Annotated in this window: 12 protein-coding genes and 1 pseudogene; 8 read left to right on the forward strand and 5 right to left on the reverse strand. The window is 72.0% G+C overall.

The genetic code is table 11. The features are described from left to right. Nucleotides 1–26: 26 nt before the first annotated feature. Together AB0M52_RS20205 and AB0M52_RS20210 are read right to left on the reverse strand one after the other, a co-directional pair. On the reverse strand, nt 27–1598 hold the full coding sequence (locus tag AB0M52_RS20205) for an MDR family MFS transporter (protein ID WP_363955719.1): 1572 nt from the start codon (nt 1596–1598) through the stop codon (nt 27–29). Nucleotides 1599–1720: 122 nt separating this feature from the next. After that, a complete protein-coding gene (locus AB0M52_RS20210) occupies nt 1721–2329 on the reverse strand; it encodes a TetR family transcriptional regulator (protein ID WP_363955722.1) in 609 nt (202 codons plus the stop codon). A gap of 139 nt (nt 2330–2468) precedes the next feature. Here AB0M52_RS20210 and AB0M52_RS20215 point away from each other — a divergent pair, with 139 nt between their 5' ends. From AB0M52_RS20215 to AB0M52_RS20230, 4 genes are all read left to right on the forward strand, one after another. Further along, on the forward strand, nt 2469–2810 hold the full coding sequence (locus AB0M52_RS20215; RefSeq protein ID WP_363955725.1) for a PadR family transcriptional regulator: 342 nt from the start codon (nt 2469–2471) through the stop codon (nt 2808–2810). Continuing rightward, nucleotides 2807–3751 (forward strand): permease prefix domain 1-containing protein, encoded by a 945-nt coding sequence (locus AB0M52_RS20220; protein WP_363955727.1) that lies wholly within the window; start codon nt 2807–2809, stop codon nt 3749–3751. The genes AB0M52_RS20215 and AB0M52_RS20220 overlap by 4 nt, the downstream gene beginning before the upstream one ends. A 166-nt stretch (nt 3752–3917) precedes the next feature. After that, nucleotides 3918–4514, forward strand: a complete 597-nt coding sequence (locus AB0M52_RS20225) for a LemA family protein (RefSeq protein WP_363955730.1) — start codon at nt 3918–3920, stop codon at nt 4512–4514. A 13-nt stretch (nt 4515–4527) separates the two neighbouring features. Further along, complete coding sequence (locus tag AB0M52_RS20230; RefSeq protein ID WP_363955733.1) at nt 4528–6486, forward strand: M48 family metallopeptidase; 1959 nt, start codon at nt 4528–4530, stop codon at nt 6484–6486. A gap of 57 nt (nt 6487–6543) precedes the next feature. On the opposite strand, the gene AB0M52_RS20235 is transcribed toward AB0M52_RS20230, so the two are convergent. Continuing rightward, the gene (locus AB0M52_RS20235; protein ID WP_363955735.1) at nt 6544–7104 is read right to left on the reverse strand and encodes a GNAT family protein; all 561 of its coding nucleotides are present in this window, start codon (nt 7102–7104) and stop codon (nt 6544–6546) included. 142 nt (nt 7105–7246) lie between these two features. Here AB0M52_RS20235 and AB0M52_RS20240 point away from each other — a divergent pair, with 142 nt between their 5' ends. The 4 genes from AB0M52_RS20240 (at nt 7247) to AB0M52_RS20255 (ending at nt 11274) form a co-directional block, all read left to right on the forward strand. Further along, on the forward strand, nt 7247–8527 hold the full coding sequence (locus tag AB0M52_RS20240; protein WP_363955738.1) for a sensor histidine kinase: 1281 nt from the start codon (nt 7247–7249) through the stop codon (nt 8525–8527). After that, nucleotides 8524–9240: a response regulator transcription factor gene (locus tag AB0M52_RS20245; RefSeq protein ID WP_363955740.1), complete on the forward strand. Its 717-nt coding sequence runs from the start codon at nt 8524–8526 to the stop codon at nt 9238–9240. The genes AB0M52_RS20240 and AB0M52_RS20245 overlap by 4 nt, the downstream gene beginning before the upstream one ends. 82 nt (nt 9241–9322) lie before the next feature. Beyond that, nucleotides 9323–10216 carry an ATP-binding cassette domain-containing protein gene (locus AB0M52_RS20250; RefSeq protein WP_363955743.1) on the forward strand — a complete coding sequence of 298 codons (894 nt, stop codon included), beginning with the start codon at nt 9323–9325 and terminating at the stop codon, nt 10214–10216. Continuing rightward, nucleotides 10213–11274 carry an ABC transporter permease gene (locus AB0M52_RS20255; protein ID WP_363955746.1) on the forward strand — a complete coding sequence of 354 codons (1062 nt, stop codon included), beginning with the start codon at nt 10213–10215 and terminating at the stop codon, nt 11272–11274. Before AB0M52_RS20250 ends, AB0M52_RS20255 begins: the two co-directional genes overlap by 4 nt. Before the next feature lie 94 nt (nt 11275–11368). Here the strand turns inward: AB0M52_RS20255 and AB0M52_RS20260 are convergent, their stop codons facing one another. Further along, nucleotides 11369–11989 carry a DUF402 domain-containing protein gene (locus AB0M52_RS20260; protein ID WP_363955749.1) on the reverse strand — a complete coding sequence of 207 codons (621 nt, stop codon included), beginning with the start codon at nt 11987–11989 and terminating at the stop codon, nt 11369–11371. A gap of 103 nt (nt 11990–12092) precedes the next feature. Then, nucleotides 12093–12908 (reverse strand): annotated as a pseudogene (locus tag AB0M52_RS20265) (MFS transporter); the annotation flags it as partial. Nucleotides 12909–13012 lie beyond the last annotated feature (104 nt).

The following is a 13012-nucleotide window of genomic DNA, read 5'->3' on the forward strand; positions in this document are numbered from 1 at the left end:
CCCGGGGCGCGCGGGGTCGGGTGCGGTCAGTGCGCGGACGTCAGCGTCGCCTCCTGGCGGGCCCGCTCGTCGCCGCTGACGGTGTGCAACGGCTTCTCGCGAATGAACAGCACCGTGACCAGGGCGAGGAACGCGATCGGCGCGCCGATGAGGAACAGCTCCGAGGTGGCGGCGGCGTACGCGTCCTGCACGATCCGCAGCACCGGCTCGGGCAGCGCGGACAGGTCGGGCACCTCGGTGGTTCCGCCGTCGGTGGCTCCGGCGGCCGGTCCGAGCTGCTCGGTCATCAGGCTGGTGACCCGGTTGGCCAGCACCGCGCCGAGGGCGCTGACGCCGATCGCGCCGCCCATGCTGCGGAAGAAGGTCAGCACGGAGGTGGCGGCGCCCAGTTCGTGGGCGGGCACGTCGTTCTGTGCCGCCAGCACCAGGTTCTGCATGAGCATGCCGACGCCGATGCCGAGCACCGCCATGTAGCTGAACAGCAGCGGCATCGGGGTGTCGGCGTCGATGGTGCCCAGCAGCAGCATTCCGACGGTCATCACGGCGGCGCCGGCCACCAGGTACGCCTTCCAGCGGCCGTACTTGGTGATGAGCTGACCGGCGACCGTGGACGAGACCAGCAGGCCGAGGATCATCGGCAGGCTCATCAGCCCGGCGACGGTCGGCGACTTGCCCAGCGAGGTCTGGAAGTACTGGGACAAAAACACCGTGCCGCCGAAGAGGGCGACGCCGACCAGCACGCTGGCGACGGTGGTCAGCGCGACGGTGCGGCTGCGGAAGATCTTCAGCGGGATGATCGGCTCGGGGACCCGCGCCTCGACCCAGACGGCGACCACCAGCAGCGCCAGGCCGCCGATGACCATCAGGGCGGTCCAGCCGGAGGCCCAGGCGAACTTGTGCCCGGCCAGCGACGACCAGACCAGCAGGGTGGACACCCCGGCGATGATCAGCGCCGCGCCGGCCCAGTCGATGCGTACCTCGCGGCGGACGACCGGCAGGTGCAGGGTGCGCTGGAGCAGGACGATCGACAGGATGCTGAACGGCACCCCGATCAGGAAGCACCAGCGCCAGCCCAGCCAGGAGGTGTCCACCAGGACGCCGCCGATCAGCGGGCCGGCGATGGTGCCGACGCCGAAGACGGCGCCGAAGATGCCGGCGTAGCGGCCGAGTTCGCGCGGCGGGATCATCGCCGCCATCACGATCATCGCCAGGGCGGTCATGCCGCCGGCGCCGATGCCCTGCACGACCCGGCTGAACAGCAACACCTCGACGTTCGGGGTGAGCCCGGCGATCAGCGAGCCGATCACGAACAGGCCGAGGGAGAGCTGGATGAGCAGCTTCTTGCTGTAGAGGTCGGCCATCTTGCCCCACAGCGGCACGGTGGCGGTCATGGCCAGCAGCTCGGTGGTGACGATCCAGGTGTAGACGGTCTGGCTGCCGTTGAGGTCGGCGATGATGCGGGGCAGCGCGTTCGCCACCACCGTCGAGGCGAGAATCGCCACGAACATGCCCACCATCAGCCCCGAGAGGGCCTGCAGGACCTCCCGGCGGGACATCCGGCCGGCACCCGCCTCGGGCGCGTCGATCGGCTCGGTCATTGCGGTCATGGAACGCATTCCTCACGCGTGGTACCTGCCCTCGGCGCGGTCGCGCCAGGGTTTGTGGGACGGAGTCGGTGGCGGTGGCGCGCGGCTCGGGGAGGGCCCGAACCGCGCGGCCGTCAGCCGGTGCGGGGGTCGGGCAGGCCGGCGGCGACGGCGGCGAACGCCTCGTCGAGCAGCGCGGCGAGGGAGCGGGCGCCGCCGCTGCACGCCCACCGCAGCATCGCCGTACGCAGGGCCGCCCCGGCGACCGCCACGACAAGAGTGGGGTACGCGTCGTCCGGCGGCAGCCCGGTACGCGCGGCGACGGCCTCGACCAGCGCCTGTTCGGTGGCGGCGTTGCCGGAGACCAGCCGAGCCAGCAGCACGGGGTGCTGCATCACCACCCGCATCCGCAGCAGCCACAGCTCGGCGTCGCCCTGCACCTCGTCGACGATCTCGGCGAGGGCCCGCCGGAGCGCCTCCAGCGCGGGTTGGTCGGTGGGCACGGCGGCGAGGGCGCGCAGCACCGGTTCGGCCTCGGTGTCGCCCACCACGGCGTCGTCCTTCGTCGGGAAGTAGTTGAAGAACGTCCGCGCGGAGACGTCGGCCGCCTCGCTGATGTCCTCGACCGTCACCTGGTCGAGCCCACGGTCGGCGACCAGGCGCAGCGCGGCGGTGGCGAGGGCGGCGCGGGTCTGCCGCTTCTTCCGGTCCCGCCGGCCCAGCGTCGTGTCGTCGGAGGTCACGGAAGAACCCTAGGCTCAAAGATGCAGTCTCTGCAAAGTTTTAGTTTGTGACGTGAAGCGCTGCGACCGACACGATGTCGGGTGGCAGACACTATTGCGTGCTGGACAATAGTGTGCGACACACAGTATCGTGTGACACATGGCCAGCGACGACGTCCTCCGGACACACCTCCAGGAACTACGCCGAGGCACGGTGGTGGTGGCCAGCCTGGTCGCCCTGCGCCGCCCCGACTACGGCTACGCACTGCTGCAACGGCTCACCGGGCACGGCTTCCCGGTCGACGCCAACACCCTCTACCCGCTGCTGCGGCGGCTGGAGGAGCAAGGGCTCCTGACCAGCGAGTGGAACACCGAGGAGAGCCGACCGCGCAAGTTCTACCGCACCAGCGACGCCGGCGAGCAGGCGCTCGACCGGATGCTCGACGACCTCGCCGCCGTACAGACCTCCCTGGCCACGTTGATCGAAGGAGCGGACCGATGACGACCACCCTGACCGATCGCTACCTCACCGCGACACTGCGCTCCGTGCCGGCCCCCCGACGTGAGGAGATCGCCACCGAGTTGCGCGCCTCGATCGCGGACATGATCGAGGGCCGGACCGCCGACGGGCACGACGCCGCGACGGCCGAACGCGACGTGCTCAACGAACTGGGCGACCCGGCCCAGCTCGCCGCCCGCTACGCCGACCGTCGGCTCCAGCTCATCGGCCCCGCCTACTACCTGGCCTGGCAACGTTTGCTGATCGTGCTGCTCAGCATCGTCCCCGCCATCGTCGGCGTGGTGATGGGGGTGGTCACCGCCACCACCAGCGACAACCCGGGCAATGCGATCGGCGCGGGGGTGAGCACGGCGATCAACGTCGCAATGCACATCGCCTTCTGGGTGACCCTCGTCTTCGCGGTGCTGGAACGGCTGGGCACCCCGCTGAACCTGCCGGAGTGGAACGTCGACCAACTTCCCGACGAGCCCACCGAGCGGGTCATCAGCCTCACCGACGCGTGCGCCGCGATCGTGTTCCTGGTGCTGACCATCGCGTTCCTGCCGTGGCAGCAGTTCCAGACGGTGATCGGCGACGGCGAACGGCTGCCGATCCTCGACCCGGCGCTGTGGACGTCCTGGATTCCGGTGTTCCTCGCCGTCCTGGTTGCCAGCATCGGGCTGGAGATCGCCAAGTACCGGGCCCGCCGGTGGACCTGGCCGCTGGTCGGCGTCAACGCCGCACTCAACCTGGCCTTCGCGGTGCCGGCGATCTGGCTGCTGCGGGACGACCGGCTGCTCAACCCCGCCTTCGTCGACCGGTTCGCCTGGCTGCGCGACGGCGGTCTCGACATCGTCGCCCGGATCAGCGTCGTAGTGATCATCGTGGTCACGGTCTGGGACGTGGTCGACAGCGTGATCAAGGCGCGCCGGGCCGCGCGCTGATCCGAGGCCGGAATCGTGGGCGGGACGCACGGGGGTCCCGCCCACGACCCTGTCCGGCACCCCGGCGGCGTACGCAGTCTCGGGCCGCGTGCCGAGAAGGAGCAGTTCTGGACGGGTGAACGTACGATCGTCGGCGGCAGATCCGACGCCTACCGAGGGAGCGGCCGTGGAACTGATCATCGGATTGTTGTGTCTGGTGTTGATCGTCGTGGCGGTACTCGGCTTCGGCGTCTCGATCTACAACGGGCTGGTCCGGGCCCGCAACGGCTACCGCAACGCGTTCGCCCAGATCGACGTGCAGCTGGTCCGCCGGCACGATCTCATTCCCAACCTGGTCGAGACCGCCAAGGGCTACCTCAAGCACGAGCGGGAGACGCTGGAGGCGGTGATCGCCGCCCGGACCGCCGCCGTCAACGCGCAGGCCGCCGCCGCGGCAGCCCCCGGCGACCCGGCCGCGATGCAGCAGCTCAGCGGCGCGGAGAACATGCTCACCGCCACGCTGGGCCGGCTGTTCGCGCTCTCCGAGGCGTACCCGGACCTCAAGGCCAACCAGAACATGATGCAGCTGTCGGAGGAGCTGACCTCGACGGAGAACCGGGTCGCCTTCGCCCGGCAGGCGTACAACGACGCGGTGATGGCCTACAACAACAAGCGCGAGGTCTTCCCGTCCAGCCTGATCGCGGGGATGTTCTCGTTCGGGCCGGCGGCGCTGTTCCAGCCGGAGGACCCGCAGCAGCGCCAGGCCCCGCAGGTCTCGTTCTGAGCCTCGACCGCAGATGAACTTCTTCGAACGGCAGCGCCAGGTACGCCGGCTGTCGACCCGGCTCGTGCTGCTGTTCGTGCTGGCCGTGGTCGGCATCGTGGTGGTGGTGAACCTCGCGGCGGTGTTCGCGTTCAACGCCACCTCCGGCAACCCGGCACAGCTCGCCGGGTTCGTGGCCATCGTCACCGTGGCCACGGTCGTGGCGATCGGGCTGGCCGCGCTGGTGCGTACGCTGACGCTGCGCGGCGGGGGCGGAAAGGTGGCCCGTGAGCTGGGCGGGGTGCCGGTGCCGGCGGACACCACCGACCCGGAGCTGCGCCGGCTGCGCAACGTGGTCGAGGAGATGGCGCTGGCCTCCGGCGTACCCGTCCCCGAGGTCTACCTCCTGCCGGAGGAGACCGCGATCAACGCCTTCGCCGCCGGCTGGGGCCCGTCCGACGCCGCCGTGGCGGTCACCCGGGGCGCGTTGCAGCGGCTCAACCGCGACGAACTCCAGGGGGTCATCGCCCACGAGTTCGCCCACGTGGTGAACGGGGACATGCGACTCAACATCCGGCTGATGGGCCTGCTGTTCGGCATCCTGTTCCTGACCGTGATCGGCCGGGGCATGGCCCGCGTCGGTCTCCTCGGCGGCGGGCGGCAACGCAGCAACAACAGCGGTGGCGGCGGCATCAACCCGCTGATGCTGGTGGGGCTGGCGCTGCTGGTGGCCGGGTACGTCGGGGTCCTCGCCGGGCGACTCATCCAGGCCTCGGTGTCCCGGCAACGGGAGTACCTCGCCGACGCCTCGGCCGTGCAGTACACCCGCCAGACCCGTGGCATCGCCGGGGCGCTGAAGAAGATCGGTGGCCTGACCGACGGCTCCGAGCTGAAGTCGCCCAAGCGCGACGAGGTGGGGCACATGCTCTTCGGCGAGGCGGCCCGGGCGTCCTGGTTCGCCACCCATCCCCCGTTGGCCGACCGGATCCGGGCACTGGAGCCGTCGTTCGATCCGGCCGAGCTGCGGCGGCTGTCCCAGCAGTGGGCGGCGGCACCGCCGTCGGGTCGGCAGGAGGACGTCGCGCTCGGCCTGGCCCCGGCCGCACCGGCGCGGCCCGCGCCGCCGGCAACCGCGCCGACGCTTCCGGGGCACGATGCCCGGGTACGCGTCGCGCCGGCCGAGGTGCTGGGCCGGGTGGCCGCCCCGACCGAGACCGCCTACACCCACGCCGCGGCGATCCTCGACCGGATCCCGGACCCGCTGCTCGACCGGGCCCGCAACCGGGACGCGGCCGTACCGCTGCTGCTCGGCCTGCTGCTCAGCGCCGAGCCGGAGGTCCGGCAGCACCAGTACGTCGCGCTGGCCGACCGGCACGGCCGCGACCTGGCCGACGCCGCCCTGCGGGAGGCGGACGAGCTGGCCGGGCTGCACCCCACGCTCCGGCTGCCGCTGGCCGAGCTGACCTTCCCGGCGCTGCGCGCCCGTCCGGGCGCGGAGCTGGAGTCGCTGATGGCGGCCGTGTTCACCCTGATTCACGCCGACGGTGCGATCGACGTGTCCGAGTACTGCCTGTCCCGGCTGCTGCTGGCCGAGCTTCAGGAGGCGCTACGGCCGGACTCCCGCTGGCGTACCGACCGGCGCTCGCTGACCGATGCCCGCTCTGCGGCGGCCTTCCTGCTGGCCACGCTCGCCCAGGTGGGTCACGCCGATCGGGCCGCCGCCGAACAGGCGTTTGAGGCCGGCATCGCCACGCTGTTGCCCGGCACCACGCTGCCGTACGCGCCGCCGGAGAACGGCGTGCTGGCCCTGGAGACCGCCTGGCCGGTGCTGGACGGGCTGCGCCCGGGCGACAAGGAGCGGCTGGTGGCGGCCACCGTGGCGGTGATCAGCCACGACGGGATGATGACCGTGCCCGAGATCGAGCTGCTGCGTACGATCTGCGGTCTGCTGCACTGCCCGCTGCCGCCGATGGCCGGCAACGGCATCGGCTGACCACCGCCCGCGCCGCGACTCGTGCCCGCCCGGTCGCCCCGGGCGGGCGCCGGGCGGTCAGCGGGCCCGCCAGTCCCGGGCCAGCATCGCGTAGATCACCTCGTCGGCCCATTCGCCCTTGACGAACTCGTTCTCCCGCAGGTGTGCCTCGCGTCGCATCCCCAACCGTTCGAGGACCCGGGCCGAGGCGGTGTTCCGGGCGTCCAGCCGGCCGACCACGCGGTGCAGGTCGAACCGGTCGAAGGCGAGCGCCAGCATCGCCGCCGCCGCCTCGGTGGCGTACCCGTGTCCCCGGTGGTCGGGGTGCAGCAGGTAGCCGATTTCGCCCTGCCGGTGCTCCGGTTCGGCCCAGGCCAGGACCACGTCGCCGACGAGTTGCCCGGTCCGCCGCAGCACCGCCGCCAGTTGGATCGCGTCGCCCTTGTCCCGCAGGGCGGTCCGCTCCTGCCGCCGGGCAAGCACCGCCCGGGTGCCGTCGAGATCCGCCGGAGCCTCGCTGTAGAGGTAGCGGTGGGCGGCGGGATCGGCGAAGTAGCCGTGCAGGTCGGCCAGGTCCGACGGCCGGAACGGCCGCAGCTCCAGCCGCTCGGTCTCGAGCGGGAGGTCGGGCGTCAACACCAGGGCAGGGTACCCAGCACGGCACACCGGCAGACCCGGGCCACGGGCGACGATGTGGCTCCCTGTGTCGCTGGACACGTCGGGACGCCGCGACCCAGAATTGCCGTTAGGGCGCCGAGCGACGGGATGGCATCCTCGCCGAGTGACCACCGAGACCCCCGACGACTGGCGGCGGCCCGGGCCTACTCCCGAACAGCAGCGCCTGGACCTCTACGCCGGGCTGGCCGCGACGGCGCTGGCCCTGCTCAGCCTCACGCTGGCCCGCAGCACCGGGGCGTTCCTGCTCGGGCCGCCGCCGTCCGGCCTCGAACAGGTCTTCTGGACCATCGCGGTGCCCCTGCCGCTGATCTGGCGGCGCCGCTTCCCCGCCGCCACGGCGTTGGTGGTGTCGGCCGCGTTCATCGGGTCGCAGGCCCGCGCCGTCCCCGAGTGGCAGCTCTCCCAGTGGGCGTTGTTCGCCGCCATCTTCACCCTGGGCGCATGGGGCCGGGACCGCCGGCTGTCCCGGCGGCTGCGGATCGGCGTGATCGCCGCCATGTACGTCTGGCTCGGAGTCTCCTACGTGATCAGCTTCGGCGCCCTGACCGAGGACGCCTTCGCGGATGCGATCGGGCCGGTGCCGCCGCTGCTCGCCGCGATCGTCACCGGCGTGCTGATCAACGCGCTGTTCTTCGGGTTCGCCTACTTCTTCGGTGAGACCGCGTGGATCGCCGCGCGCCGGCAACACGAGCTGGCGGAGCAGGCGCAGCGGCTGCGCCAGTCGCAGGCCGAGGTCCGGGAGCACGCGGTGGTCGGCGAGCGGGTCCGGATCGCCCGGGAGCTGCACGACGTCGTCGCCCACCACGTGTCGGTGATGGGGGTGCAGGCGTCGGCCTGCCGCCGGGTCTTCGACAAGGACCCGGCGAAGGCCCGAATGGCGTTGACCGCGATCGAGGAAACCGCCCGCACCGCGGTCGACGAGCTGCGCCGGATGCTCGGCCTGCTGCGCGCCCGCGACGGCGACCCGGACCGCGCGGAGCAGCCCGCCGGGATCGACCAGGTCAACGCCATGGTCGACCGGGCCCGCGAGGCCGGGCTGAGGGCGACCCTCGGGGTGTACGGGGAGCCGACGCCGCTTCCGGAGTCGCTCTCCCAGGCCGCGTTCCGGGTGGTGCAGGAGGCCGCCACGAACGTGTTGAAGCACGCCACCGGGGCGACCGTGCTCGACGTACGGGTTCGCTACCTGGCGCACGAGGTGGAGGTCGAGGTGACGGACGATGGCCGGGCCACCCGCCCGGCGAACGCCGACGGGCTGGGCCTGATCGGGATGCGCGAACGGGTCGCGACCCACGGGGGCGAGCTGGAGGTCGGTCCGCGTACCGGGGGCGGATGGCGGGTGCGAGTCCGCTTCCCGCTGCCGGTTCCGGTGGGGGGTCCGGCATGAGCTCCGACCGCGAGGGCGCCGGGGCCGACCGGCCGATCCGGGTGCTGCTTGCCGACGACCATCATCTGGTGCGTACCGGCTTCCGGGTCATCCTGGAGATCGAGGACGACATCGAGGTGGTCGGCGAGGCCGCCGACGGGGAGCGGGCGGTCGGCATGGCCCGGGCGCTGCGCCCGGACGTGGTGCTGATGGATGTGGAGATGCCCGGGGTCGACGGGCTGGAGGCGACCCGGCGGATCACCGGCGACGCCGACGAGCCGGGCGGACCGGCGGTACTGATTCTCACCACCTTCGACCGGGACGACTACCTGTTCGCCGCGCTGCGCGCCGGGGCGAGCGGCTTCCTGCTCAAGAACGGCACGCCGGAGGCGCTGGTCGAGGCGATCCGGGTGGTGGACCGGGGTGACGGCCTGCTCGCCCCGGAACTCACCCGGCGGGTCATCGCCACCTTCGCCCGACCGGGCGGCCCGGTGGGGGTGGCCGGCGGGCTGACCCCGGAAGCGGCGCTGCGCGACCTCACTCCCCGGGAGCGGGAGGTGCTGGTCCTGGTCGCCGGGGGCGCCAGCAACGCCGAGATCGCCGGGGCGTTGCACCTGGGCGAGGCGACCGTGAAGTCCCACGTCAGCCGGGTGCTGGGCAAGTTGGGCCTGCGCGACCGGGTGCAGGCGGTGGTCTTCGCGTACGAGCAGGGGGTGGTCCGGCCCGGCGGGTGACCGACCTCCGTCGCGAGGGGGAGCCCCGATTTCCGCCGCCGGGCGGAGGGCAATCAATGATCGACGACCTAGCGTTCACGTCGTGACCACGGTGCTCCGCCTCGACGGCGTCGACCGCAGCTTCGGCGACCGTCAGGTACTCAAGAACGTGTCCTTCGATGTCGTCGCCGGCCGGATGACCGGCTTCGTCGGCGGCAACGGCGCCGGCAAGACCACCACCATGCGGATCATCCTCGGGGTGCTCGCCCCCGACGCCGGCCAGGTGACGTGGCAGGGCGCACCGCTGAGCCGGGAGGCCCGGCAGCGCTTCGGCTACATGCCCGAGGAGCGCGGCCTCTATCCGAAGATGAGCGTCCGCGAACAGGTGATCTACCTGGGCCAGTTGCACGGGCTGACCGCTGACGCCGCCCGGCGCGCCACCGACACGCTGCTGGAACGGGTCGGGCTCGCCGAGCGGGGCGACGACCTGCTGGAAACGCTGTCGCTGGGCAACCAGCAGCGCGCCCAGATCGCCGCCGCGCTGGTGCACGACCCGGAGGTGCTGGTGCTGGACGAGCCGTTCTCCGGCCTGGACCCGCTGGCCGTGGACACCATCGTGGCGGTACTGCGCGAGCGGGCCGCCGCCGGTGTTCCGGTGCTCTTCTCCAGCCACCAGCTGGATGTCGTCGAGCGGCTCTGCGACGACCTGGTGATCATCGCGGACGGTACGATCCGGGCCGCCGGCAGCCGGGAGCAGTTGCGTGCGTCGTACACCTCGCCCCGATTCGAGCTGGTGGTGGAGACCGACGCCGGCTGGCTGCGGGACCAGCCCGGAGTGACCCTGGTCGACCTGGACGGCGCCCGCGCCGTCTTCGACCTCGCGCCCGGCGCGGACGAGCAGCCGGTGCTGCACGCGGCGCTGGCCCGCGGCCCGGTCCGCGCGTTCCGCCCGGTCAGCCCCTCCCTCGCCGAGATCTTCCGAGAGGTCGCCCAGTGAACACCATGCAGGCCACCCGCCTGGTCGCCGCCCGGGAGATCCGGGTCAAGCTGCGCGACCGTACCTTCCTGATCAGCACCGTGTTCTTCCTGCTGATCGCCGCGGCGGCGACCATCCTGCCGCCGCTGCTCTCCGGCGGACCGTCCACCGTGGCGGTGACCGAGGCGGCGGCCGGTCCGCTGCGCGCGGCCGGGCTGGAGGTGCGTACCGTGCCCGACGACGCCGCCGCCGAGCAGGCAGTCCGTGACGGCGACGTGGACGCCGCGGTCGTCGCCGGCCCGGCCGTGCTCGCCATGAACGAGGCCCCCGACGACGTGGTCTCGGCGCTGAGCAGTGCGCCCCCCGTCCAGCTGCTGAATCCGGACGCGGTGGACCCGGTGGTGGCCTTCCTGGTGCCGTTCGCCTTCGCCTTCATCTTCTTCATCACCTCGCAGACCTTCGGCGTGCAGATCGCGCAGAGCATCATCGAGGAGAAGCAGACCCGGATCGTGGAGATCCTGGTCGCCGCGGTGCCGGTCCGCGCGTTGCTCGCCGGCAAGATGCTCGCCGGCACCATCCTGGCGCTCGGGCAGATCGGGCTGGTCGCCCTGGTCGCGGTGGCCGGCATGGCGTTCGGCGACAACTACGGGCTGCTCTCCCTGCTCGGGCCGGCGATCGGCTGGTTCGTGCCCTTCTTCCTGCTGGGCTTCGTGCTGATCGCGGCCATGTGGGCGGCGGCCGGTGCGCTGGTCAACCGGCTGGAGGACATCGGCGGCGTGTCGATGCCGGTGCAGCTCGCGGTGATGCTGCCGTTCTTCGCGGTGATTTTCCTGAACGACAACGCCACCGCCATGCGGGTCTTGTCCTACCTGCCGTTCTCGGCACCGACGGCGATGCCGTTGCGGCTGTTCACCGGGGACGCGGCCGGCTGGGAACTGCCGTTGTCGCTGGTGCTGCTGCTGGTGGCGGCCGCCGGGTTCCTGGCCGCCGGGGCCCGGGTGTACGAGGGGTCGCTGCTGCGCACCAACGGCCGCACCTCGATCCGTACCGCCTGGCGAGAGCGCGAGACGGCGACCTGAACCCGGCCACCTGCGTATCGCCTTGATCGTCTGCATTCTGGTGACCCGACACGCCGGTGCGGGAGTCACTGGAATGCAGACGATCAGGCTGTTCTCAGCAGGGGACGGTGGCCCAGCCCGCGGGCAGGCGCGGGACCGGCCAGGCCGGGTCGGGCTTCCAGGAGGCCCAGGACTCGTCCCACCAGCGCTCGCCGGCGTCGAGCAGGGCGGCGATCCGGTCGCCCTCGCCGCGGATCGCCTCGCCCATCCCCGGGTAGCGCCCCTCGACCAGCCGCTGGGCGAACAACTCCACGTCCTTGAAGACGTACCGGTCGGCGTCCGCCGCCCACCACAGGTCCAGTTCGTGGTCGAGGGTGTCCACCCCGATCGGCGTACGCCGGAACGGGTCCTGGAGGTTGAAGTACCAGCCGGCGAAGGTCCGGTCCGGGCCGGACCAGAACACGTCGACCGAGTGCGCCTCGCCGGGGCGCTGGAGCGTCAGCTTGCCGTGGCCGGTCCAAGCGGTGTGCCCGGCCGCCTGCCAGGGGTGCCGGCCACACGGGAAGGTCCCGCTCTCCGGGAAGCCGAACTCGCCCCCCGGCGGCAGGTAGAGCGCGAGCAGATCGGCGGTGTCCTCGACGCAGATCGTCGGGCAGCCGAACCAGACCTCGCCGCCCAGAATCTCCCGCCGGACCACGACGTCCCCCGGCGTGAACCGTTCCCCTGCCGTCACCACTCCCCCAGGGTTCCACAGCAGCGAAGGCAGATTCCTCCCACCCGCCGGCCTCTTCAGCTGACCGCGCCGAGCGGGTCGGCCTGGCGGAGACCGCGGCGGGAGATCACTCCTCGGGCAGCTTGCGCATGGTGCGCAGCGGAGAGAAGACGACCCAGCACACCCCGAGCAGGGCCCCGAGGCTGGCGATCCAGAGGGCGGGACGCACCCCGATCGCGGCACCGAGTGCCCCGCCGATCAGGGCGCCGACCGGCCGGATGCCGTAATTGACGGTGCGTCTGAAACCGGAGACCACGGCGAGCATCGCCACCGGGGTGGCCGCGATCTGCACCGATCCGACCGCGATGTCGAGGACCATGACGCCCAGCGCGGAGACGAACTCGGCGGCGAACAGCAGCGCGAGCACCAGTGGCTGCGGCCCCACGGCCAGCGGCACGAGGATCAGTGGGGCCGGGAAGACGACGAACCCGAGGAGCACCGCGGGGCCGATGCCGATCCGGCGGCTGATCGGGCCGGTGACCGCCGCGCCGAGCAGTCCACCGAACGCGCCGGCCCCGATGATCAGGCCCAGCACGCCCGGGGAGACGCCCAGTTCGGTGGTCACGTACAGCACGAAGAGCGCGGCGAACATGTAGTTGAACAGGTTGAGCGTGGTGGTGCCGAGCAGCGTCGCCCGGAGGACCGCGGAGCGGGCCACGTACCGCACGCCGGCGGCCATGCCCAGGCCGGAGCCGCTCGACAGAGGATGCTCGGTGACCCTGGTCCGGGCCAGGAAGACCGCCGAGGTCAGATAGGTGAGCACGCCGGAAAACAGTGCGACCGGGGCGGTGAGCACCTGCACGAGCAGGCCACCGATGCTCGGGCCGGCCACGTGCGACAGGGCTCTGCTGCCGTTGACCAGACTGTTGGCGTCCACATAGTCGGGCCGCTACCCAGGCCGCCGCGGCCAGCACACCGCCGGGTACCAGCAGGCAGCGCCGGTCGGACAGCATCTGGTGCCGGTCGACCGCGAACATCAAGCCCCAG

It is taken from the genome of Micromonospora sp. NPDC051296 (genome assembly GCF_040682255.1).
Taxonomy (GTDB): Bacteria; Actinomycetota; Actinomycetes; order Mycobacteriales; family Micromonosporaceae; genus Micromonospora; species Micromonospora craterilacus.

Bases quoted from the DNA above. Each gene is read 5' to 3' on its own strand.
- AB0M52_RS20220 (WP_363955727.1), top strand. From the start codon at position 2,807: ATGACGACCACCCTGACCGATCGCTACCTCACCGCGACACTGCGCTCC.
- AB0M52_RS20205 (WP_363955719.1), bottom strand. From the start codon at position 1,598: ATGACCGAGCCGATCGACGCGCCCGAGGCGGGTGCCGGCCGGATGTCC.
- AB0M52_RS20215 (WP_363955725.1), top strand. From the start codon at position 2,469: ATGGCCAGCGACGACGTCCTCCGGACACACCTCCAGGAACTACGCCGA.
- AB0M52_RS20230 (WP_363955733.1), top strand. From the start codon at position 4,528: ATGAACTTCTTCGAACGGCAGCGCCAGGTACGCCGGCTGTCGACCCGG.
- AB0M52_RS20245 (WP_363955740.1), top strand. From the start codon at position 8,524: ATGAGCTCCGACCGCGAGGGCGCCGGGGCCGACCGGCCGATCCGGGTG.